General features: G+C 34.9%; 21 protein-coding genes. 5 read left to right on the top strand and 16 right to left on the bottom strand.

What is annotated here, in order from left to right:
* Positions 1-8: 8 nt before the first annotated feature.
* The 5 genes from xerD to dnaE all read right to left on the bottom strand — a co-directional run bounded on the left by xerD (position 9) and on the right by dnaE (position 7,959).
* Positions 9-899, bottom strand: a complete 891-nt coding sequence (gene xerD / locus BN55_RS03290; protein ID WP_187117692.1) for a site-specific tyrosine recombinase XerD — start codon at positions 897-899, stop codon at positions 9-11.
* Complete coding sequence (locus tag BN55_RS03285; protein ID WP_008470340.1) at positions 889-1,779, bottom strand: CvfB family protein; 891 nt, start codon at positions 1,777-1,779, stop codon at positions 889-891. Before BN55_RS03285 ends, xerD begins: the two co-directional genes overlap by 11 nt.
* A 117-nt stretch (positions 1,780-1,896) precedes the next feature.
* A complete protein-coding gene (gene pyk / locus BN55_RS03280) occupies positions 1,897-3,666 on the bottom strand; it encodes a pyruvate kinase (RefSeq protein ID WP_008470339.1) in 1,770 nt (589 codons plus the stop codon).
* Positions 3,667-3,701: 35 nt separating this feature from the next.
* On the bottom strand, positions 3,702-4,661 hold the full coding sequence (pfkA, locus tag BN55_RS03275; RefSeq protein ID WP_008470338.1) for a 6-phosphofructokinase: 960 nt from the start codon (positions 4,659-4,661) through the stop codon (positions 3,702-3,704).
* 178 nt (positions 4,662-4,839) lie between these two features.
* Positions 4,840-7,959 carry a DNA polymerase III subunit alpha gene (gene dnaE / locus BN55_RS03270; protein ID WP_008470337.1) on the bottom strand — a complete coding sequence of 1,040 codons (3,120 nt, stop codon included), beginning with the start codon at positions 7,957-7,959 and terminating at the stop codon, positions 4,840-4,842.
* Positions 7,960-8,061: 102 nt separating this feature from the next.
* Between dnaE and BN55_RS03265 the strand changes: the two genes are divergently transcribed.
* The gene (locus tag BN55_RS03265) at positions 8,062-8,259 is read left to right on the top strand and encodes a YjzD family protein (protein ID WP_008470335.1); all 198 of its coding nucleotides are present in this window, start codon (positions 8,062-8,064) and stop codon (positions 8,257-8,259) included.
* Between the two features lie 64 nt (positions 8,260-8,323).
* Here BN55_RS03265 and BN55_RS03260 read toward each other — a convergent pair whose 3' ends face one another.
* The 8 genes from BN55_RS03260 to uvrC form a co-directional block, all read right to left on the bottom strand.
* Entirely contained in the window at positions 8,324-9,889 is a 1,566-nt protein-coding gene (locus BN55_RS03260) for a bifunctional metallophosphatase/5'-nucleotidase (protein ID WP_008470333.1), read from the bottom strand.
* Between the two features lie 48 nt (positions 9,890-9,937).
* Complete coding sequence (gene rpmF / locus BN55_RS03255) at positions 9,938-10,129, bottom strand: 50S ribosomal protein L32 (RefSeq protein WP_008470331.1); 192 nt, start codon at positions 10,127-10,129, stop codon at positions 9,938-9,940.
* 107 nt (positions 10,130-10,236) lie between these two features.
* Positions 10,237-10,608, bottom strand: coding sequence for a lipopolysaccharide assembly protein LapA domain-containing protein (locus tag BN55_RS03250; RefSeq protein ID WP_008470329.1), 372 nt, complete (start codon positions 10,606-10,608; stop codon positions 10,237-10,239).
* 9 nt (positions 10,609-10,617) lie between these two features.
* Positions 10,618-11,412, bottom strand: a complete 795-nt coding sequence (locus BN55_RS03245; RefSeq protein ID WP_008470328.1) for an SDR family NAD(P)-dependent oxidoreductase — start codon at positions 11,410-11,412, stop codon at positions 10,618-10,620.
* Positions 11,405-12,346, bottom strand: a complete 942-nt coding sequence (gene rnz / locus BN55_RS03240) for a ribonuclease Z (protein WP_008470327.1) — start codon at positions 12,344-12,346, stop codon at positions 11,405-11,407. Before rnz ends, BN55_RS03245 begins: the two co-directional genes overlap by 8 nt.
* A 10-nt stretch (positions 12,347-12,356) precedes the next feature.
* Positions 12,357-14,282, bottom strand: coding sequence for an acyltransferase family protein (locus BN55_RS03235; RefSeq protein WP_008470326.1), 1,926 nt, complete (start codon positions 14,280-14,282; stop codon positions 12,357-12,359).
* Positions 14,283-14,301: 19 nt separating this feature from the next.
* Complete coding sequence (gene obgE, locus BN55_RS03230; protein WP_008470325.1) at positions 14,302-15,591, bottom strand: GTPase ObgE; 1,290 nt, start codon at positions 15,589-15,591, stop codon at positions 14,302-14,304.
* A 74-nt stretch (positions 15,592-15,665) separates the two neighbouring features.
* Entirely contained in the window at positions 15,666-17,468 is a 1,803-nt protein-coding gene (uvrC, locus tag BN55_RS03225; protein ID WP_008470324.1) for an excinuclease ABC subunit UvrC, read from the bottom strand.
* Positions 17,469-17,612: 144 nt separating this feature from the next.
* Between uvrC and BN55_RS03220 the strand changes: the two genes are divergently transcribed.
* Both BN55_RS03220 and BN55_RS03215 read left to right on the top strand, forming a co-directional pair.
* Entirely contained in the window at positions 17,613-18,539 is a 927-nt protein-coding gene (locus BN55_RS03220; protein WP_008470322.1) for a nucleoside hydrolase, read from the top strand.
* Positions 18,540-18,563: 24 nt separating this feature from the next.
* Complete coding sequence (locus BN55_RS03215; protein WP_008470321.1) at positions 18,564-19,181, top strand: DedA family protein; 618 nt, start codon at positions 18,564-18,566, stop codon at positions 19,179-19,181.
* A 57-nt stretch (positions 19,182-19,238) separates the two neighbouring features.
* Here the strand turns inward: BN55_RS03215 and BN55_RS03210 are convergent, their stop codons facing one another.
* Positions 19,239-19,886: an SDR family oxidoreductase gene (locus BN55_RS03210; RefSeq protein ID WP_008470320.1), complete on the bottom strand. Its 648-nt coding sequence runs from the start codon at positions 19,884-19,886 to the stop codon at positions 19,239-19,241.
* Positions 19,887-20,133: 247 nt separating this feature from the next.
* On the opposite strand from BN55_RS03210, the gene BN55_RS03205 reads away from it, so the two are divergent.
* Positions 20,134-21,495: an APC family permease gene (locus BN55_RS03205; protein WP_008470319.1), complete on the top strand. Its 1,362-nt coding sequence runs from the start codon at positions 20,134-20,136 to the stop codon at positions 21,493-21,495.
* Between the two features lie 41 nt (positions 21,496-21,536).
* Here BN55_RS03205 and BN55_RS10340 read toward each other — a convergent pair whose 3' ends face one another.
* Entirely contained in the window at positions 21,537-22,016 is a 480-nt protein-coding gene (locus tag BN55_RS10340) for an alpha/beta fold hydrolase (protein WP_008470318.1), read from the bottom strand.
* Entirely contained in the window at positions 21,997-22,314 is a 318-nt protein-coding gene (locus BN55_RS10335; protein WP_008470315.1) for an alpha/beta fold hydrolase, read from the bottom strand. Before BN55_RS10335 ends, BN55_RS10340 begins: the two co-directional genes overlap by 20 nt.
* A gap of 78 nt (positions 22,315-22,392) precedes the next feature.
* On the opposite strand from BN55_RS10335, the gene BN55_RS10310 reads away from it, so the two are divergent.
* Positions 22,393-22,524, top strand: a complete 132-nt coding sequence (locus tag BN55_RS10310) for an SPJ_0845 family protein (RefSeq protein WP_008470314.1) — start codon at positions 22,393-22,395, stop codon at positions 22,522-22,524.
* The last annotated feature ends 41 nt before the right edge of the window (positions 22,525-22,565 follow it).

Below are 22,565 nucleotides of genomic sequence, written 5' to 3'. Positions count from 1 at the left end.
AAATCCTTCTAAGTTCGCGGATGCGATTTATTATATACTTCCATAATATGTTTTTGCGTTAAATTGGTATAAATTTGAGTAGTAGAAATGTCGCTATGTCCTAAAATTTCTTGTACAACACGTAAATCAGCACCATTTTCTAATAAATGAGTAGCAAAAGTGTGTCTCAAAGTATGTGGTGTAACATTTTTAGTAATTCCCGCTTTTTGACAATATTTCTTTATAATCTGCCAAATTGCTTGCCGCGTCATCTGTTTGCCATGACTATTTAAAAAAATAAAATCAGTATATTTACCTGATTTTAAAATTTGCTTCTGCCGAACTTGTTGATCATATTTATTAATCCAAGACGCAGCAACATCGCTAATTGGAATCAATCTTTCTTTTGATCCCTTTCCCAGTACTTTAACTAATTTTAAATCAGTATGCAAGTTTCCCATTTCCAAGTTTATTAATTCGCTTACTCGCATTCCAGTTGCATAAAGCGTCTCTAAGATTGCCCTATCTCTCAATCCTAGTGCCTTATTAACATCAGGGCTATTAAGCAAATCTTCTACTTCAGTAGAAGATAATGCAACTGGCAATCTTTTTTCTTTTTTAGGAGCATCGATCATAATTAGAGGATCTTTTTCAATAATATGTTGACGCAGAAGCCACTGGTAAAACTTTCTTAAGCTTGAAAGCATCCTACTGAGCGTTGATGTAGCCTTGTTTTGATCTCTTAGTGCAGCAAAAAAAGAATTGACTAAGATCGGATCAACTTCCCAAGTTTGTTCATCATTTTCTTGTAGAAAATCATAGTATTCTATTAGGTCTTGATGATATGAATTAATGGTATTAATGCTTAAGCCACGCTCAACTTGCGCGTATCTAAGATAATCTTCTAAATTATCCTTCATCTGATTCATTGTCATTATCTTCTACTAAAGTTATCGTACCAGCATCTTTATCTTCAGTGATTAAACCAGCTTTTAATAAATGACCAATTGCGCGCTTAAAAGCAGATTTTGAAATGCCAAAATAATTTTTGATTTCTTGAGCATCGCTTTTATCATAAAATGGCAACGTTTTTGTTTCTTGACGACGCAAACTAACTAAAATCATTTGTGCATCATCGTCAATTTCTTCATATGCTCTTGGCATGACGCTCATATTCAAACGACCGTATTGGCTAATTCCAATGACTCTTGCTTTAACTTTTTCTCCTAATCTTAATGGATGATAAGTTTCAGAATTATGAACAAAGGCTAAGTAATATTGGTCCGTAATCAAAAATGCACCAATCTCATAAGTTTTATAGACACGACCCACTAAATTTTTATTTTCTAGATTACGTGGGAAATTGGTAGCTAATTGTTCAAAGACATTCTCATCTGCCATTTTGCCCCAAATACGATTCTTTTCGTCCGTTTCTAGTCTAATTAATAAACGATCATCTTTTTTAGGCCATAAGTTTTTATCTTCTGGTAAATCATCCAAAGAAACAACTACGTCTTTATCATTTAAACCAATATCGACAAAGACACCTAAATCTCGACGTACTTCAGTAACAGTTCCCCATCCATATTGATCTTTTTGACAAAATGGATAAAATTGCGTCATTTCTTTTTTACGGTCTTTATTTTCATAGATAAAGCCTTGTACTATATCCCCAACTTTAATCGGATCGTCTTGCGTTACTTCAATTTTTTTAAGTTCGTATGTAATACCTTGTACTTGAACATAAAATGCTTCTTGATTTTCATCAATTACTTTACCTTTTTGGATTTCGCCTAGCATCTTATCGTTATCCTTCCGTCTTCTAACATTTCTATTCATTAGTTAGTATAAAGTAAAAAAGGCAAAAATAAAATAGCCAGCACTTGCTGACTATCTTATTTATATTCTCTTTAAAAATTAAAGGTTAGTTGCTTCACCTTGGTAAACAGCACCACGACGAGCATCAACAGTAATCTTAGAACCTGATTGGATCTTTGAAGTTGCATCAGTAGCACCAACGATAACTGGGATACCAAGTGAAAGACCAACAACTGCTGCGTGACTAGTTAAGCCAGAAGCTTCAACAACCATACCTGAAGCCTTCTTAATAGCTGGCATGTAGTCCTTGTCAGTAGTCTTAGCAACTAAGATATCACCATCTTGCATCTTAGCATTTGCCTCTTCAGCAGAAGTTGCAACTACAGCGTTACCGATAACTGATTGATCGCCAACACCTAAACCTTTAACAAGTTGGGTACCGATTAATTGTAACTTCATTAAGTTAGTAGTACCAGTTTCACCCAAAGGAACACCAGCAACGATAATTACCAAGTCGCCGTCTTTTGCAAGACCAGTTTCTTTAGCAAGTTCTGCTGCCTTGTCAAACATTTCTTCAGTAGTCTTAGGCTTTTCAACAAGCATAGGTTTTACGCCCCAAACAATACCTAATGAGTGTTGTACTTTTTCATCAAAAGTCATTGCAATGATATCTGCGTTTGGACGGTATTTAGAAATCATACGAGCAGTGTAACCTGATTCAGTTGCAGTAATGATAGTCTTAACACCTAATTCTTCAGCAGTTCTAACAACTGATTCACCGATAGCTTCAGTAACGTTTGAGCCTTGGTATTCTTCGAATCTTTGAAGAGCTAAAGTGTTACGTTGTGCAAGTTGCTTTTCAGTACGCATGTCAATATCAGCCATAGCCTTAACAGCTTGAACTGGGTAAAGACCGTTTGCTGATTCACCTGAAAGCATAGTTGCATCAGTACCATCCAAGACAGCGTTAGCAACGTCAGTAACTTCGGCACGAGTTGGACGTGGGTTTTCTTGCATTGAGTCAAGCATTTGAGTAGCAGTAATAACTGGCTTACCTAATGCGTTACATTTTCTGATTAAGTCTTTTTGTACAAATGGTACGTTGATAAATGGAATTTCAACACCCATGTCACCACGAGCAACCATCAAACCATCTGAAACCTTTAAGATTTCGTCGATGTTGTCAATACCTTCTTGTGATTCGATCTTAGGGAAGATCTTAACGTATTCACAGCCACCTTCTTCAAGCAATTGACGAATGTCTAAAACGTCTTGTGCTTTACGAACGAATGAAGCTGAAATAAAGTTAATACCTTGCTTCATACCAAACTTAATGTCGTCAGTATCTTTTTCAGTGATACCTGGAAGGCGAATTTCAACGCCTGGTGCGTTAACACCCTTCTTAGAACCGATAACACCAGTGTTTTGAGCTTGACATACAAGTTCACGGTTAGCATCATCTTTGTCTAGAATAAGTAAGTCAACTAAACCATCATCGATTAATACGTGACCACCCTTTTTGGTGTCATCGTATAAACCATCGTAGGTAACGTAAATCTTGTCTTTGTTACCCTTCTTAGTTGCGTCCATTGAAATTCTGATCTTGTCACCAGTGTTAATAGTGAACTTGCCGTCTTCTTGTCCGGTAGTTCTGATTTCAGCACCTTTAGTATCAAGGTCGATACCAAGTAACAAACCAGTCTTCTTTTCAACTTCACGAACCATCTTCATACGAGAAGCGTGTTCTGGGTGGTCACCGTGTGAAAAGTTAAAACGGAAAACATTGGCACCTGCTTCTGCCAATTTAGTAATAGTCTCAACGTCATTTGAGGCTGGCCCTAAAGTACTAACAATTTTAGTTTTCTTCATCTGAAAAAATCTCCTATAAAATTAAAAATCAAAAACTACTTGGCTAAGTCTTTGTTCAATGAGTATAACGAATAATCACCGTGGTGCTTTGCATCAAACAAATCAAGCATGTTATGTGATGACAATTTGTTATTTTCGATACCGACAGCTAAACCGCCCTTACCATCTAATAACAATTGCACTGCATATGCACCCATCTTGCTTGCTAAAACACGATCACGAGTTGTTGGACTTCCGCCGCGTTGCATATGTCCTAAGACATTTGCTCTTGCATCAAAATCACCATATTTAAGGAGCTCGTCTTTAAACTTATCAGCGTCCATAACACCTTCAGCTAAAACAACAAGTCCGTGCTTCTTACCATTAGCAAAACCTTGCTTCAAGTTTTCGGCAATTTCTTTAATGTCATATGGTTCTTCTGGAACAACGATAGCGTCAGCACCAGTTGCGACACCAACATGAAGAGCGATATCTCCACATTCACGACCCATAACGTTAACAACAAACACACGTTGGTGACTTGTTGCAGTATCACGGATTTTATCAATTGCATCCATTGCTGTGTTGCATGCAGTGTCAAATCCAATTGTATAATCAGTATATGGGATATCGTTATCAATTGAACCAGGAAGACCAATGGCATTGTAACCATGTTCTGTTAATCTTAACGCACCATGGTAAGAACCGTCTCCACCAATAACAACTAAGGCATCGATACCGTGTTTCTTTAATTGTTCAATTCCCTTTAATTGAGTTGCTTCTTCAGCAAACTCTGGGAAACGAGCAGAATAAAGGAATGTACCACCACGGTTAATCTTGTCGGCAACAGTTTCTGAAGTCATTTGGAAAATATCACCAGCAACTAAACCAGCGAAACCATAATGAATTCCGAATACTTCGATGTCGTTTGCCAAAGCTGTACGAGTGACAGCTCTGATAGCAGCGTTCATGCCAGGAGCATCTCCACCACTAGTTAAAATACCAATCCGTTTCATGAATTCACCTCTACGATAATTCTGTTTTACTCACATCGGTTCAATAGTAACATTTTTTACAAGCATTGTCTGCAATAAAAACACTAAAATTTTGCGTTTAAATCAGACATGAAAGAAATGTTTTCGCTTACAATGCTTTTACATTGTGATTTTCTTAATTAAGACCAATTTTTATAAATTATTCTTTAAAATTCACTTTTCGCACTGAGTTTAACAAATATTGCTTCTTTGATGAGTCAAAACGATCTGATTGCGTCCGAACTTGAAGTAGATAGATATCGCCAATTTTCAAAATATTTTTTATTTTTTCATATGCATTTGGAAATATCGTAAATTCTTGCTGACCTTGACTATCTGCAAAACTCGCAAATGCCATAGTTTGACCCTTTTTGGTAGTAATTGGCTTTAATTTAGTTAATTTTCCTACTCCAACGCCTGTTTCATTTATATCAAAATCAGCTAATTTTTTAGCATTAAATCTTTGGGCATATTTTTGGACCGCTAGAAGTGGGTTTATAGTTGTAGCAAATCCCATAGTCTCAATTTCCATATCAGCTTTTTCTTTATTATCCGGAGCTTTTTTCTCAACTGCTTTAGGTTCTAAAGTTTTAAATAAAGACAGATTATGTCCAGCCATACTTACCGTATCAACCAAATCTTTGCTGGTAGCTAATAAGCTATTTCGATTAGGATCAATGCTATCAAAAACTCCTGCTTTAATTAAATTATTAATCGCAGCTTGATTTAAGAATTTGGGATCAATTTGCATTAGAAATTTTGATAAAGACTTTATCGGCTTTTTTAAATTAATGATTTCATCTACAAAATCATTGCGTAACCCTTTGATAGCACGCAAGCCGACTAAAATTTTTCCATCTTTTAAGCTGAACATTTTTTTTGAAGAATTAATATCCGGTGGCAAAATCTTAATGCCCTGATCCTGAACCTGCATTAAATAATCGTTGATCTTATTTTTATCGCCTAAATTGCTATTAAGTAATGCTGTATAAAAAGCAGCAGGATAATGTACTTTGAGATATGCTAGCCAAAAGGCGATTTTACTGTATGCCACTGCATGCGACCTATTAAAACCATAATTTGCAAATTGGGCAATATAATCATAAACTTTTTCAGCGACACTTTTGGCATGTCCTAATTTAACAGCACCTTGAATAAATTTCTCTCTTTGTTTTTGAATAACCTCAAGATTCTTTTTGGACATCGCACGTCTAAGTAAATCGGCTTGGCCTAATGAAAATCTAGCTAAAACTTGTGCTGTCTGCATTACTTGTTCCTGATAAACCAAAATTCCATATGTCGGTCCTAAAATCTGCTTCAAACTTTGATCGGGATAAGCAACTTTTTCTTTTCCATGTTTACGATCAATAAAATGCGAAATATTTTGAATTGGGCCTGGACGGTATAAGGCGTTAACTGCAACGATATCTTCAAAACTGTCAGGGTGCAATCTTCTCAATACTTGCTTAATACCATTTGACTCAAATTGAAAGACCGCATCAGTATTTCCTTGCTGGAACAATTTTAAAGTTAGCGCATCATTTAATGAAATTTTTAGTGGATCTAGATCAATTCCTTGAGATTTTAATAACTCTAAGGTTTGACCTAAAATAGTTAAATTTCGTAATCCTAAAAAATCGATTTTTAAAAGTCCTAACGACTCCACATTCAATTTAGTTTGCTGAGTTACAGGAATACCCAAAGGACCTGCTTGAAGTCCAACTAATTTTGCAATTGAATCATCGGTAATAACAAGACCTGCGGCGTGAATCGAATAATGACGTGGCAAGCCCTCCAAATGAGTAGCAGTCGCAAACAAAAGCTTATTTAAATCAGATGCATTGACTAGCATCCTTAAATCAGACGATTTTTCATATGCGTCCTTAAGAGTTAATTTCTCTTTTGAATATGGTAAAGCCTGCGTCCATTTACTTGCTTCGAATTTATTTAAGCCAAAGATTCGTGCTACATCGCGTAGCACTTGCTTAGCAGCTAATGTACCAAAAGTAAGAATTTGCGCTGCATGATCCATGCCATATTTTTTAAACATATAGCTAATTACTTCATCGCGTCGATCGTCTGGTATATCTAGGTCGATATCAGGCATTTGCTGACGAGCTGGATTTAGAAAACGTTCAAATAGCAAATTATATTGGATTGGATCAACTTCCGTGATTCTTAAAGCATAAGAAACTAAACTTCCAGCTGCCGATCCTCTCCCAGGCCCCGTCGTAATATGAACTGAATGAGCAAAATTAATTACATCCCAAACAATTAAGAAGTAATCATCAAATCCCATCTCATTAATTACTTTCAGTTCATAATCTAAACGATCTTGATAATTCTTTGGAATTGCTTTGTTAGGAAACCTTTCCTGCAGACCTTTATTAGCCAAATAATGCAAATATTCTTTCGATGTTGGAAAATGGTTTTGCTTAAATTTGGGCAATTGAGGATCTTGAAACTGAATTTCAGCACTGCACATACTTGCAATTTTGCTAGTATTTTTTAAAGCATCATCTAGTCCCAAACTTAAATATGATTCTTGTAAATCACTTTCAGATTTTAAATAATGCGATCCCGTTTTTTTTGCAAGTGCTTGGACATCTTCTAAATTATTATTTTGTTTAATTGCTAAAAGAGTTTTACGCAAAAAATGGTCTTGTTTATTGATGTACTGCACATCTTCAGTGGCTACTAGTTGTAGATCAAATTGTTTAGCTAAAGATTGGGCAAAATTAATATAATTTTTTTGATTTTTATCCGCATAGACTCCCAAAAACAGGTCCGAACTTTGAGGAATCAGATCTTGCAATTGTCTAATAAAATCTGAAGCCAAATTAGGGTTTTGATCCATCAAAAATTTTAATTCGCTGTGATCATTAGCAGGAATAATAAATACTAAATCTGATAAATATTTGGTTAGCTCTTTTAAATTTAAGACTTTGTTATTTTCACCATTTTCAGTTAATAAATTAATGGCGCTAGATAACCTAAAAATGTTTTCAAGTCCCTTTTGATTTTTAGCTAAAACTACATAATCAAATTTACGAGATTCATCAATTAAGCCATTTATTCTTACTTGCATCCCTAATAATGGTTTTATCCCCGTATTTTTAGCTGCTTTATAAAATTCTACTAAACCATAAGTGACATTGATATCAGTCAGTGCAATTGCTTGATAGTTTCTTTGTTTAGCTTGCTTAACTAGCTGATCAACTGTAATTGGGCTTTGTAATAAAGAAAAACTAGATATATTTTGCAGTCCTGCAATCGCCATTTGATTCACCCTTTCTTAACTTTCAGTATACCAAAACTCACAATACTTGCTTGCGCAAAGGCGTATTTTTTGCTAATATACCTAGCGAAAGAAGGAGATTTTATGCGCTATATTGTTACTACTATTTGGTCAGTAATCTTTATGGAGATTATTGGTTTTATTGCAGCTTCATTAACTCAAATGAAATTTGATCCTATACAATCCTTAATTATCGGCGTTGTTTTTGGTATTTTATTTGCAGCAATTATTCCTACAATCACAGCTAAAAGCCATAAAGATAAGTCAGTTTACGGAAAATAAATTATAATTATTAGTTTTGATCTTAAAAAGAGCTATTTCAAATGAAATAGCTCTTTTTTCTTGTTTAATAAAATTTAAAGTTAGGCTTGGTATCAACTACGACATCATTTTGCGTTAGATATTCACCAAACATTTGCACGTAATCTTGATCAAACGTTTTTTCAATCTTATCCATGCTGTAGCCTGGGTAAAAACCGCCACCCAAAGCACGATAATTATTAACGGCTAAACGGTACATTTTATCATCGTCAATATCTTTGCCATGCAATTGCAACTTGGTCAATCTATGGCCTACTGGTTTTGATAAATCAGCTTCATACTGAACTGGATAAAACATATCGTAATGATAAAGCATTGGCTTAGGTGTAATCCAGCGATTAATAAACTTGATATTGTCGTCTTTATCTTTTTCTAAAAATCCGCAGGCGTATTCAATAATCTCTTTCAAGTCTTTGCCGCTAATATCAACGATACATAATTGATTTGCATATGGATAATTGAGCAGCACTTCTCTCATAGTTACATTCTTAGAAAAACCTTTAGCAGTTTCAGACATAATTGCTGTAGCTGAGATATCAGCATTGGTAAACCATAGCTGCATCTGCTGAATCAAATTAACAAATGGTGCCCCCTTAATTCGGCCCTCAATTGCATTTTCAATAGGTGCTGGCGCAGACATATGAGCAATTGGCTGGTCTAACCAGCTTTGCGTCTTTTTATCTAATTCTTTTACAATGGCTTCAATTTTTGGATCTGGAGCATAATCTTTTGTATCAACTAACTCAGTAGTCATATCATTGATTTTGACATTCCCATCACTAATCTTATCAAAATCAATAATTACTTTAGCTACGGCTTCTCCACGATAACCAGGTTGAACGATCGCAGTATTATTTTGAACTAGGTTTAAGCGACGATGCTGGTGTCCTGTTAAAAATGCATCTATTTCAGGAATTTGAGTTAAGATCTTATATCCTTCGTTTTCACCAGTATGTGGTTCTGTAGCTTCCCCACTGACGGGATCAGATTCGAATCCGCCATGATAAAGAGCAACTAATACATCTACTTGAGGACGTAATTTCTCAGCCAGCTTGGATAAAGCTTCATAACCCGAAACAAATTTCAAACCTTTGATATGTTCTTCAGGTTCCCAATGAGAAATATATTGAGTTGTAATCCCCATGACGCCAATTTTTATACCAGCTTTTTCAATAACTTTGTATTCTTGACCTAAAAATGGCGTATTAGTTTCAGCATCTAAAACATTATCATTAATAAATGGTGCCTTATTATTATCGACATAATAACTTAAATAATCGAGCCCATAATTAAAATCATGGTTTCCTAAAACTCGAGCATCATAACCCACTTCATTATAGGCATCGGTGAAAGCTTGCAATCCTTTTTCTTCAGGTAAAGTATGACAATAACTAGCAAGTGGAGAACCTTGAAGACAATCTCCAGAATCCGTGACAAGCACGTTTTCAGCCCCGTATTTTTCTTTCTCACTCTTAATCAAGCTACTTACCCTACTTAAAGAAAACGGAGCTTCATACTTGTTTTTGTCTTGATAATCAGTTGGCATTAAAAAGCCATGAGTATCACTTGAATGCAAAATAACTAGTTTCATTATTTTCTCCCTTTTTCAATAAAAAAAGACACCTACCGGTGTCTTTAATTAATCATTGTTTTGTTGTTGAGTCTTTTCAACAACTTGACGGCCTTTGTAAAAGCCCTTTGGTGAAACACGGTGGCTTAAACGGTATTCACCAGTAGTTGCATCATAGTGCATTGCTGGTGTAGCCAACTTAATGTGACCACGACGTGAACGTTTTCTTTGCTTAGAAGTTTTTCTTGCAGGAACTGCCATTCGTTAGATCTCCTTTTTTATAGAATTGAGACTTTACGGACTTAAATAATTAAGTCACTAAATACTCACGTATTTCAATAATACAATCTACTAACTGATAAATCAAGTTAAATCTTGTTTTTATCAGCAGAAGTTTGATTTTTTTCTTCTTGCAGACGATCAACTTTAGCTTCCAATTCAGAAATTTTCTGATTTTTATCAGCCAAAGTTTTTTGAAATTCTTTTTCTAACTTTTGTTTTTGTTCAGCTAAAGCTTTTGCATTTTCTTTGCTTTTGCCTTTCTCACCATTTCCCAATAAAAGTGAGACTAAGGCACCTAAAAGCATCATAATTACTAAAATAATAATTAGCGGCATTTGTGGTTGGAAAAATCCAAAATTAATAGCTACTGGCTCAATGTTTAAGCATGCAAAAATTACTAAAATTAAGACTATTACCAACCCAAAAACTAATTTACTTTGCTTACTGTTTTTTTTCATTAATCATTCCTACTTTCTACTAGCAAATTTTAAACTTGCCCAATCGCCAATGGTAGGAAAAATTTGATATAGCTTAGCTAAAACTGAGAGACTAATTGGTAAATTTAATTCTCGGCGATTTGAACCAAAGAAATGTACTACCTGCCATGCCACATCATCAGGATCAAGCATAAAACGTTGAACATTCTTTTCGTAATTTCCAGTTTTATCCGCAATATTAAAGAAATTAGTGTAAACAGGACCAGGATTTACAGTCATAACTTTAACGTCGAATGGTTTTAATTCTAGACGCAAAACATTTGAAAATTGAATTACAGCAGCCTTAGTTGCGCTATATACTGCTGTCTTAGTTGTAGGCACAATACCTGCAATAGAACCAAAATTAATAATTTGTCCTTCTTTTTGGTCCATCATAATACGTGCAATTAAGCGCGTAAAATACATTAGTCCTAAGACATTAGTTTGAAACATTTTTGGAGCAAGTTGCGGATTCATTTTGAGAAATTCATCGAAAACTCCAAATCCAGCAGCATTTACCAAATAGTCAATATGATCCACATTTTTAATTATTTCGTTAAATGCGGCATCGATTTGGTCCGCTTTGCTCATGTCTGTAGGAATTACGAAAGCTTGACTACCAGAAAGTTTTCTAGCTTCTTCAGCCACTTCATTTAGTTTATCTAGACTTCGAGCAAGCAATACAACACAGGCCCCACGACTAGCACTTTCTAAAGCTATCGATTTACCAATACCACTTGATGCTCCTGTAACTATTACAACTTTATCTCTCAAAGAATTACTCATTATCTTGCTTCCTTATTTTAATTTCATAACTATCTAAATCATTCGCTAGGCGAGTATTTTTAAAAACTTTTCTAGCTTGTTTTTCAAGTTGCTGTCCTGCTTTGCCAGTATAACGTGCTGAGATATGGTTCAAATAAAGCTGAACCACATTATGACTAGCAGCAACTTTCGCTGCATCAATACAAGTAGAGTGGAAATAGCGATGCGCCATCTTGCTATCTTCACCATCAAAAGTAGATTCGTGAACTAAAACGTCTGCATCTTGAGCCAATTGCCCAATACTTTTAGTTGGTCTTGTATCATAAATAATCGTTACAATTCTACCTGGTCTTGGCTCGCCTAAAAAGTCTTTGCCATTTAAAGTGGTTCCATCATCTAAAACTACTGTTTTTCCGGCTTTCAGCTGACCCAATAATGGACCATTAGGAACATGATATTCAGCTAACTTATCCATTAAAAGTTCGCCAGGTTTAGGTTTTTCGACAACTCTAAAGCCATAGCTTGGTACTCTGTGATCCAATTTTGCAGTAAAAACAGCAAAACTACTGTTTTCAAATATCAGTCCATCATCGGTTAAATTAACGTATTTAATCGGATAAGAAACCTTAGTTCGAGAAACTTTTAAAGATGTTTGAACAAATTGCTCGATTCCTGGAGGTCCATAAATTGTTAAGGGACCCCCATCACCTTGAAATGATCTAGATGATAATAATCCAGGTAGCCCAAAGATGTGGTCTCCATGATTATGAGAAATGAATATTCTTGTAATTTTGCGTGGTCGAATATTGGTCCTTAAAATCTGGTGTTGGGTTGCTTCACCCACATCAAATAGCCATATTTCATTTAATTCATCTAAAAGTTTAAGTGCTGTACAAGAAACATTGCGCCCTTTTGAAGGCTGTCCGGCGCCTGTACCTAAAAATTGTATTTCCATGAAAAACTATCTAATAAAGACCTTTCTCAACGATTATTTTTGCGATTTGTGCAGAATAGTATTTTGATCCAGTTGGATTTGGATGCGTAAGATCAGTGTAAAGCCAATTGTTATGCTGATGTGCCATATCATACCAGTCAATTACAATTAAATTCTTATATTTTTGACTAGCCTTTTGAAGTAATGCATTCATAGGACGTTGCCAGTCTTTTGAAGGAACATGAATATTAATCCAAAAAATGCGACGCTTGTTTCCTACGATGCTCATCAAATGGTCAATATCCTTCATGGTAAATGGGCCATTAGTCCCTAAACCTACCAAGACATTAGAATTCAATGCACCTTGACTCTTGTATTGTTCAAAAAGCGCAATTGTTGGAGCTAATTGACGAGAAACTGCAGCATCAACAATCATATTAGGCATTAATTGCTTCAAATTCTGGCTAGAACCAGCCATAACTGAATCTCCAATTGCAGTAACTTTTATCTTTTGAGCTAGTTGTAGATCAACTTGTGAGATACCGTATTTTTCAAATTCTTGATTAACTGGATGCGTTTTTGCCAAAACTTTGGCCTGTCTAAGAATTTCAGCTTTACTTTCTTTTTTACCTTTATTGCTCTTTTTCGCTTGCTTAATCAAGCGCTTATTGTCTTTAAGCTGCTGACTACGGTTTTTCTTAATTTGACGCGCTAAAGGAGAATCATTAACATTTTCTGCTTTAACGCTAGGTGCTTTAATAATTGCCGCACTACCTAATACAAATACAATTGCAGTTAAAACAGCAACTGCTTTTTGTATTAAATAAGTATTTTGTAAATTAGCAACTTTCCCAAAGAATTCCTTAGTTTTAACCCAGGTAATCTTACCCATTGGCTTTTCAATATAACGAAATGAAAGTTCAGAGATAATTAAAATTAAAGCCACTTCAATCAAGCGATATAAAACCACATGATCAGCCATATCTTTAACTTTATCTTCAAAAAAGATCATTATTGGAAATTGCCAGAGATAAATACCATAACTTCTTGAACCAATCCATTTAAAGATCGGATTAGTCAGCCATTTGTTCCAATGACTTCCGGGATGAGCAATAATCGCAACAAAAATCGTTGTTACTACAGAAAATAGGAACATCCCGCCACGATATACAAACCCTTGAACTGGATTAAACAGGGGACTCATTGCCATCCATAAAATAGCAATTAAGCTAATGCCGCCAACGATATCAAGCAAGCGACTGTCTTGCGGTCTAACTTCTTGACGTAATTTCCAAGTTGGCCACACCGCTGCTAGCATTGCACCCAAACCAAGTGAGAAAAAGCGCGTATCAGTACCATAATAAATGCGACTAGTATCTACGCCTGGCTTAAATAAGGCTGCCATTTCAATAGCAGATAAAAGTGTAAAGAAAGTTAAAATCCAAAATCTAACATTTTTATGTTTAACGAATTTTACAAGCAAAAAAATAACTAAAGGCCAAAGAATATAGAATTGACCTTCAATTGACATCGTCCATAAGTGAACAAATGGAGATTCATTAGCAGCAAAACGTTCAAAATAAGATTGTCCATTAAAAATTTGCCAAAAGTTATAAACATTGAGCAAGTTAGTAATGACAATTTGATTTAACTTATTGAGTAAATTTTGTTGAAATAAAAGAATATAGGCGCTACATACCCACAAAAGTGTAATCATTTGCGGATAAAGTTTCTTAATGCGACGAAGATAAAATCCTTTATTGTTGTAACTGCCTTTTTGCTCATATGAATGAAACATATGATCTGTCACCAAGTATCCAGATAAAACTAGGAAAATTGGTACACCTAAATATCCACCCATAAACCTGTTAGGATCAAGGTGATATAAAATGACTCCAATAACAGCTAAAGCACGTAAGCCTGCATATCCAGTGATAAAGCGGTTTTTAGTCTTCAATATTCTTCCCTCAATTTTTTTAGTCTACGAATTCAAAGGTAAAGTCGACAATTGTGACTTCATCTCCGTTTTGAGCTCCTTTATTTCTCAAGGCTTCATCGACGCCCATACTCTTCAACTTACGAGCAAGCAGCATTATACCATCTGTGTGGTCAAGATTAGTTCTTTGAACGATTCTTTCAAGCTTTTCGCCAGTAATGTTAAAGCTGTGTTCACCAGTTCTTTCAATCTCAAACTTGTCATCAAGAGGCTTGCTATATACATATTCTTTTTCATCCACTTTGATTTCGGCTGTTTTTTCAGCTTGCTCGCGTGAAATTTCATCCACTAAATCAGCAGCAGCATTCATTAGCGGACCTACTCCTTGGTGAGTAACGCTTGAAATTGGATAAACAACCACATCTTTACCGAGTTTCTCTTTGAATTTTGCCAATTTTTCTTCACTGCCAGGAATATCCATCTGCGAAGCGACAATCAATTCCTTCTTATCGGTTAAATCAGTTGTATAGCCGGCAAGTTCTTTTCTAATGGTTTGGTAATCTTCATAAGCATCCCGACCATTATTAGGATCCATTGAAACAAGATGCAAAATTACTTTTGTTCTTTCAACGTGGCGTAGGAACTGAATCCCTAAACCGACGCCTTCAGAAGCACCTTTAATTAATCCTGGTAAGTCAGCCATTGAAAAATCACGTCCATCAGGTAAAACTACCATCCCCAAATTGGGAGTCAAAGTAGTAAATTCATAAGCTGCAATCTTTGGCTTAGCTTTAGTAACAACTGATAGTAAAGTCGACTTACCTACTGAAGGAAAACCAACTAATCCGACATCAGCCAAAACCTTTAGCTCTAAGCGTAATGTGCGATATTCTCCAGGTTCTCCATTTTCAGCAATTTCAGGAGCTGTGCGGGTACTTGTAGCAAAGTGAATATTGCCACGGCCACCACGTCCGCCACGAGCAACCATCAATTGTTGACCATTTTTTACCAAGTCACCTAACAATTCGCCAGTATTAAAGTCATAAACACTGGTTCCCATTGGCACTTTCAAATAAACATCCTTAGCGCCCTTTCCGTATTGGGATTTAATGCGTCCATTTTCTCCATTATCAGCTTTAAATTTTCTTCTAAAACGAAAATCCATTAAAGTACGTAACCCAGAGTCAGCCACAAGATAAATGCTACCTCCGCGACCACCGTCGCCTCCAGCAGGACCACCAAGCGGTACATATTTTTCATGACGAAAAGCAACTGCACCATCGCCGCCTTTTCCAGCTTGAACGTCTACTTTTGTTTGATCGACAAACATCTTATCCCTCCTTTAATAAAATTTTCTACATTCTTTTATATGATAACACATCAGCCATGCTCTACATAGCGATTTTATAAACTTAATTTTACTGTTTGCGCTTGTGGCAAAGTTAATCCAGCTTGTCTTAATTCATCGATTGATGCTTCTTTAATTTTCTTCATTGAACCAAATTCTCTTAATAATTTATTTCTACTCTTTGGACCAATTCCTTTAATATGATCTAACTTACTCGAAAGTGCATTTTTAGCATGCGTTTTTCGGTGAAAAGTAATAGCAAAGCGGTGAACCTCATCTTGAATACGAGTCATTAAATAAAAACCTTGAGATTTTGGATTCATAGGAATTAATTTTAATTCTTGTCCCTTTGTTGGATCTCCATAAAGCAAGTGATTCGTGCGGTGATGATCATCTTTAACCATTCCGGCCACAGGAATATTTAAGTCTAATTCATTTCTTAAAACATCTAAACAGGCATCAACTTGAATCTGACCACCATCCATTAAGATTAAATCAGGCATGCGCTTTTTTTCTCTTTTTAAACGACCATAGCGTCTGCGCACAACTTCACGCGTATTTCTAACTTCATCGCCACCATTTTGATGCTCGACTTCTCCTTTTAGCTTAAATTTTCGATATTCATTTTTATCTGGTTCACCGTCAGTAAATACAACTAATGCGGAAACTGGGTCAGTTCCTTGAATATGCGAGTGGTCAAAACTCTCAATGCGATGGCCATAATCTAAGCCTAAGGCTTTAAAAATTTCAGCCTGAGCGCCTTTAGTCTTACGATTGCCTAATTCTAACAAACGGAATTTTTCATCGAGCTTTAATTTAGCATTATCATGAGCCATGTCTAATAAAGCCCGTTTTTGACCTCTTTGAGGCGTACGAACTGGCGTCTTTAAAACTTCGCTCAAAGCCACATTATCTAGTCCCTTTGGAACTAATACTTCTTTAGGCAAAACTCTATTTCTTTGATTGTAAAATTGAGCAATAAAAGAAATAAATTCATCTTCTGGTTCACTTACATCTGTCAATGGAAACATTCTGGTTTCGCGACGCAAAAGTTTAGCTTGACGCAAAAAGAATATTTGAATTGAAATCCATGACTTATCAACGTAGAAATTAAAAATATCTCTTTGCGTATTATCATTGGAAATGATCTTTTGTTTTTCAACGGTTTGTTCAATATAGTTTAGCTCATCGCGAACTTCAGCTGCCCTTTCAAATTCTAAGTTTTCACTGGCTTTTTGCATTTGTGCAGTCAATTCACTTTTCGCTTCACTAATATCACCATTCAAAAAGCTCTTTATCTTTTTAATTTGAGCATTATATTCTGATTTTGGCACTTCTTTAAAACAAGCTCCTAAACATTGTCCCATATGATAATAAAGACACGGACGGCCCTGTTTTCCATGACAGCGTCTTAATGGCCAAACTTTCTGAATAAACTTCAAGGTTGCTTGCGCAGCATATACATTTGGATACGGGCCAAAATAATAGCCACCATCTTTTTTGACAATCGAAGTTAATTTAGTCTGAGGATCTCTTTCATTAGTTATTTCGATATATGGATAGCCTGTACCTTGCTTAAGTTGAACATTGTAATAAGGTTGATATTTTTTAATTAAAGTAATTTCAAGCAAAAATGATTCTTTATCCGAAGAAACAGTAATAATATCGAAATCTCTAATTTCTTTGACTAATTCTGCTCGACGACCAACCTGTTTGCTTTTAAAGTATGAACGAACTCGATTTTTCAAGTTTTTAGATTTACCAACGTATATTACATTGCCGTTGATATCTTTCATAAGATAGCAGCCAGGCTGTGATGGTAAAAGTTTTAATTTATTTTCAATGTATTGCGTTGCCATCTCTCATTCTCCTTCATATTTTTAGCATTTAATAGTTTAACACGTTGCACACAAATAGTAAGTATAAAAGCTTGTGTTTTAGTTTACGACTACTAGTATTTTTAGATAGAATGTATTTAACTATATTTAAATTGAGGCATAAAAATGAAAAATATCTATTTTAATCACGACGGAAATATTGACGATTTAGTTTCTTTGCTGCTACTCTTGCAAGCTCCTGATATCAAATTAATTGGAGTTAGTGCGATTGATGGCGATGGCTATATTGATCCTGCTATTGAAGCATGCCGTAAAATGGTCGATAAATTTAACCTCCGTAACGACAAGCTTGAAGTAGCACGTTCAGATTCAAGAGCTATTCACCAATTCCCAGAAAAATGGCGCATGGCACCCTATTCATTTAACTACTTTCCTATTTTAAATGAAAATGCTGAAATCAAAACACCAGAAGCAAAACTTCCAGCATATTTAGACATGATTGATAAAATTAAGCATACCGATGGTTTAGTTGACCTAGTAATGACTGGCCCTATCACTGATTTGGCTAAGGCTTTAGATGAAGATCCAACTATTGAAGATAAAATCGACAAAGTTTACTGGATGGGTGGCAGTTTAGATGGTCATGGCAATGTAATGGCTGTTGACGCTGATGGCAGCCAAGAATGGAATGCTTTCTGGGATCCTGAAGCTGTCAAACGAGTTCTCGAATCAAATTTAAAGATTCAAATGGTAGGTTTAGAAAGTACTGAAGAAATTCCTTTAACGGATGATCTTCGCCAACACTGGGCAAGTTTGAGAAAATATCCTGCAATCGACTTAGTTGGTCTGGGCTATAGCTTAATTGTTTCTGTCCCAGGTGCTGAGCTATATTTGTGGGATGTTTTAACTACCATGTCGTGTTTAGATCCAAAATTAGTCGCCAGCAAACAAGTCAAGGCTAAAGTTATCACTCATGGTCTTAGTGCTGGAAAAATGTATGAAGCAGATGATGGTAAAGAACTAACTTTAGTTACTGGCACCAACAAAAAAGCATTCTTTGACGAAATGGATGCAATTTTAAAAAGACAATAGAATTAGGCTCAGGTAAGCAAATATATGACAACATGGTTAACTTCATTTATTGAACAATTTGGCTATTTTGCCATCTTATTATTAATTGCAGTTGAAAATATTTTTCCTCCTATTCCTTCTGAAGTAATTCTTACTTTAGGTGGATTCTTAGTTCACATTACTAATTTAAAATTGCTTGGTGTAATTATCTTTTCAACTCTAGGCTCGTTACTTGGTGCAATTATCTTATTTGCCTTAAGTCGAAATCTAACTCTAAGTCGTTTAGAAAAATTACTATCTACTAAATTATTTAAGATTTTAGGTTTTAAAAAAGATGATGCTCAAAAAGCTATTAATTGGTTTGACAAACATGGCATAGGAGCTATTTTTTATGGACGCTGTATTCCCGTTGTGCGAAGTTTAATTTCTATACCAGCAGGAATTGCCCGCGTTAGTTGGGCAAAATTTCTGGTTTTAACTACTTTAGGCTCGTTAATTTGGAATAGCGTGCTAATTTACCTAGGTTTTCACATGGGTAAAAATTGGCAAGTTATTGTTAAAATCTTTGACGATTATACATTAATCATTATTGGCTTATTGATTATATTGTTCATTTGCTTTGGCATTAAATGGTACAAAAACAGAATCAAAGCCAAAAATTAATATTAAAGTGCAAAATAAAGGAAGTACAGATATGCGTACTTCCTTTATTTCTATCTTCTAATACCAAGCAGGCTTATCACCGTCAGTATTTGGCTTATTTAAACCTACATTAGCTTTAATTTCTTTTTCGGGATGTTCAATTAGATCTACAACATGCTTAGCCACGCTTTTTCTTGAAACCTCTGTTCCTTTAAATGCAGTATTAGCGCCGAGAGTTTCTTCATAATCTATTTCATCTTTATTTGTTAACCAAGCCGGCCTAATAATTGTGTAATCCAAATCACTAGCTGTAATTACATCAGCTGCTGCGCGGTATGTCGTTAAATAAGATCCAAGGACGTCTTTATTCCATTTACCAAATTTACCTGGAACTTCATTATATATGCCTAATGATGAAATCCAAATTAAGCGTTTTATTTTTTCTGCATCCATCGCTTTAACTACAGTCTTAGCTTGTCTTTCAATATTTGATCCAGCTAAATTAGCATAGACGATATCGGCACCCGCCACCGCATTTTTCACCTGATCATAATTACTTGCATCTCCGACTACTATTTTTTCACGTTCGTTATCTATTTTACTTTGATCTAATTTATTTGGATGGCGCAAAAATAAAATCAATTCATTATCTTGATCATTTAATAGCATCTTTTCAGCTAATACAGCAATTTGTCCCGCAGCACCTAAAATAGCAATTTTTTTCATAATAAACCTCCGAAAAATAAAAATAATTATTATTTGATAGCTAAAGTGCAAACTTGAATAATTTCAGTCATTTTTGAAACTCCTTATTAGCTTTTATCTTTCACATGTATAGAATATCACTTATTATTAGTAAGTCAACAGCAAACTGTTAAAAAGTAAGTAATATTCAAAAATTATATTTATTTGCTTCGTTAGATCAAAAAAAATATACAATAGAACAAAGAAAGGCACAAAAGAGGTTTATTTTATGAAAAATCAAAATACTGTACCTAAAAAGCTATCTTTTATTTCAATCTACTTTTTGGGTATTAATGCTGTTATTGGTTCAGGAACTTTCTTACTTCCTTCTACCATTTATAAATATATGAATTTATCTGCGATTTGCGTATTGTTATGTACAGCAGTTACTGTATCAATGATTGCGCTATGTTACGCAGATTTATCTAGTCGTTTCACTGGATCTGGTGCTGCTTGGCTGTATTCTTACAACGCCTTTGGTCGTTTTGCAGGCTATGAATTAGGTATCTTTACTTGGTTTTTAGGCTGTACAACTTTATCGGCTGAAGTTGTGGCATTACTGACTGTTTTAAAGAGCTTTTTGCCAGCATTTAAGAATAATACAATTTACATGTCTGGCATTGTCTTTTTAGTTCTTCTATTTTCGATCATTAATTTTTTCGGTCGTTCTTTAGTCAAGCTAGTTAATAATATTTCAGCAGCCGCTAAAATTATTACTTTAATTCTATTTATTGTAATCGGAGCTTTCTTTATTAAAAAGGCAAACTTTACTCCGGTAATTCCAGCAGCTGCACTAAAAGGTCCAGTACCGTTTTTCAAACATTTCGGTGAAGCATTTACACCAATTTTTTACTTATTTACTGGCTTTTCGTTCATTCCAATTGCTGCCAAGCAAATGAATAATCCAGAAAAAAATATTCCACGAGTTTTAATTGCTGTTATGACTTCTGTCACAATCTTAGATTGCTTGATGTTGTTAGTGGCTATTGGTTTATCCGGATATAAATTAGGTTCATATTCTAATCCCTTAGCTTCAGCTTTAAAGACAGGCGTTGGTCAATGGGGATTTGCCTTAATGATTGTTGGAATGCTGATTTCCATTTTCGGAGTAGCATTTTCTGCTTCATTCAATACACCATCATTGATTTCATCATTAGCGACAGAACATGCAATGCTGCCAAAGTGGATTGGCAAGAAAAACAAGTATGATGCACCTTGGGTTGCAATTATTATGACTGCTATTTTGTCATTAGCATTATGTACGCAAAGCTATCTATTCTTAGTAGCATGTACGGTTTTGGCATCATTTGTCCAATATGTCCCATCAATTTTGGCGGTAATTAAGTTCAAACATAGTAATGAATACCCTACTCATGGGTTCTCATTACCTGGCAAATATACTATTCCCGTAATTGCTTTAATTATTTCTTGTTATATGGTGACGAACTTTACTCCTAAAACTTTATTAGTTGGAGCCGTCGTAGGCGTTGTGGCTGCTGCTTGTTACTTCTTTATCGATAAAGATAAGGATGAAGAAAAGAAACATGAAGATTTCTTAGCTTCAATTCGAAATAAAGATTTTAAATTTTAAAATAGTTGAAAACAAAAGTGTTGATTTTTGATCAACACTTTTTAATTTACAAATTTTTCAATAATCGTAGCCAGTTCTTGAGGCTTTTCAGCTTGAATTAAATGACCACAATCTTTAATTACTTTATATGAAATTAACTTATTCCATGAAGCAACTTCTTTAGCAAAATTATAATCAAAATAAGGAGAATGATCACCTACTAGAATTAATAAAGGAATAGTCAAATTCTTTAAAGTATTTCGCCAGTCCTTACTTGCATGATCTACCAAGAACCTATAGTTTTGCTTTGGATCATAGGGAAAATCATGATATTCTTTTTTAGCACGAGCCACCATCTGATGATTTAAATGAGCATAATGCGCTTTCCCAAAATCCAGTTTAAGATACTCGGGAAAATTATCTACATTTAAATCCTTAAAGCCGTATTGCCAGCTTGGATCAGCGATCATTTTAGGTGATTGATCTAAATCAACCAGACGTAAAAATCTATTAGCACCATATTTATTTATATAAGCGAACAAAGGTTGCAGCTCCCATTGAATTGCCCATTCCAACGGCTTTATCTATTTTCAAATACTCTAATAATTCTTCAAGATCTTGTGCATGACGTTCAATTGTTTCACCCTTTGGTGTCCTTTGAGATAAGCCCTGATTACGTGGATCAGTTACAATAACGCGATATTGTTCTTTAAGCAAATCGACTACTTGATCCCATAATACATGTGAACCGCCAATTCCGGGAATACAAATTAAAGTTAGATTACCTTTTTGCGTATCGGTATAAAAAAGTTTTACATGATCGCTTGTTTCAAAATACATTTCTACCTCTAAAAACTTAACAATGCAAAATAAACAATTTTCTTTTATAATAAAATAAAAAAGTAAAGGAGATCAATTATGGGTTTAACTTTTAAAAAGAACGATGAATTAGAAAAAATGTTAGATAAATTTGCCATCATGCCAGATGATCCAAAAGAAAAATCTAAGAAAAAGCCTACTAAAGACGAAAAAGACAATAAAGAAAAATAATGCTTTTGAAAAAAGACCTTGTCAAATAAGACAAGGTCTTT

It is taken from the genome of Lactobacillus hominis DSM 23910 = CRBIP 24.179, from assembly GCF_000296835.1.
Lineage (GTDB): Bacteria > Bacillota > Bacilli > Lactobacillales > Lactobacillaceae > Lactobacillus > Lactobacillus hominis.
This window is presented reverse-complemented; position numbering and strand designations above follow the sequence as displayed.

Coding starts and splice junctions, on each gene's coding strand:
- xerD (WP_187117692.1), bottom strand. CDS start 899: ATGAAGGATAATTTAGAAGATTATCTTAGATACGCGCAAGTTGAGCGT.
- BN55_RS03285 (WP_008470340.1), bottom strand. CDS start 1,779: ATGCTAGGCGAAATCCAAAAAGGTAAAGTAATTGATGAAAATCAAGAA.
- pyk (WP_008470339.1), bottom strand. CDS start 3,666: ATGAAGAAAACTAAAATTGTTAGTACTTTAGGGCCAGCCTCAAATGAC.
- pfkA (WP_008470338.1), bottom strand. CDS start 4,661: ATGAAACGGATTGGTATTTTAACTAGTGGTGGAGATGCTCCTGGCATG.
- dnaE (WP_008470337.1), bottom strand. CDS start 7,959: ATGGCGATTGCAGGACTGCAAAATATATCTAGTTTTTCTTTATTACAA.
- BN55_RS03265 (WP_008470335.1), top strand. CDS start 8,062: ATGCGCTATATTGTTACTACTATTTGGTCAGTAATCTTTATGGAGATT.
- BN55_RS03260 (WP_008470333.1), bottom strand. CDS start 9,889: ATGAAACTAGTTATTTTGCATTCAAGTGATACTCATGGCTTTTTAATG.
- rpmF (WP_008470331.1), bottom strand. CDS start 10,129: ATGGCAGTTCCTGCAAGAAAAACTTCTAAGCAAAGAAAACGTTCACGT.
- BN55_RS03250 (WP_008470329.1), bottom strand. CDS start 10,608: ATGAAAAAAAACAGTAAGCAAAGTAAATTAGTTTTTGGGTTGGTAATA.
- BN55_RS03245 (WP_008470328.1), bottom strand. CDS start 11,412: ATGAGTAATTCTTTGAGAGATAAAGTTGTAATAGTTACAGGAGCATCA.
- rnz (WP_008470327.1), bottom strand. CDS start 12,346: ATGGAAATACAATTTTTAGGTACAGGCGCCGGACAGCCTTCAAAAGGG.
- obgE (WP_008470325.1), bottom strand. CDS start 15,591: ATGTTTGTCGATCAAACAAAAGTAGACGTTCAAGCTGGAAAAGGCGGC.
- uvrC (WP_008470324.1), bottom strand. CDS start 17,468: ATGGCAACGCAATACATTGAAAATAAATTAAAACTTTTACCATCACAG.
- BN55_RS03220 (WP_008470322.1), top strand. CDS start 17,613: ATGAAAAATATCTATTTTAATCACGACGGAAATATTGACGATTTAGTT.
- BN55_RS03215 (WP_008470321.1), top strand. CDS start 18,564: ATGACAACATGGTTAACTTCATTTATTGAACAATTTGGCTATTTTGCC.
- BN55_RS03210 (WP_008470320.1), bottom strand. CDS start 19,886: ATGAAAAAAATTGCTATTTTAGGTGCTGCGGGACAAATTGCTGTATTA.
- BN55_RS03205 (WP_008470319.1), top strand. CDS start 20,134: ATGAAAAATCAAAATACTGTACCTAAAAAGCTATCTTTTATTTCAATC.
- BN55_RS10335 (WP_008470315.1), bottom strand. CDS start 22,314: ATGTATTTTGAAACAAGCGATCATGTAAAACTTTTTTATACCGATACG.
- BN55_RS10310 (WP_008470314.1), top strand. CDS start 22,393: ATGGGTTTAACTTTTAAAAAGAACGATGAATTAGAAAAAATGTTAGAT.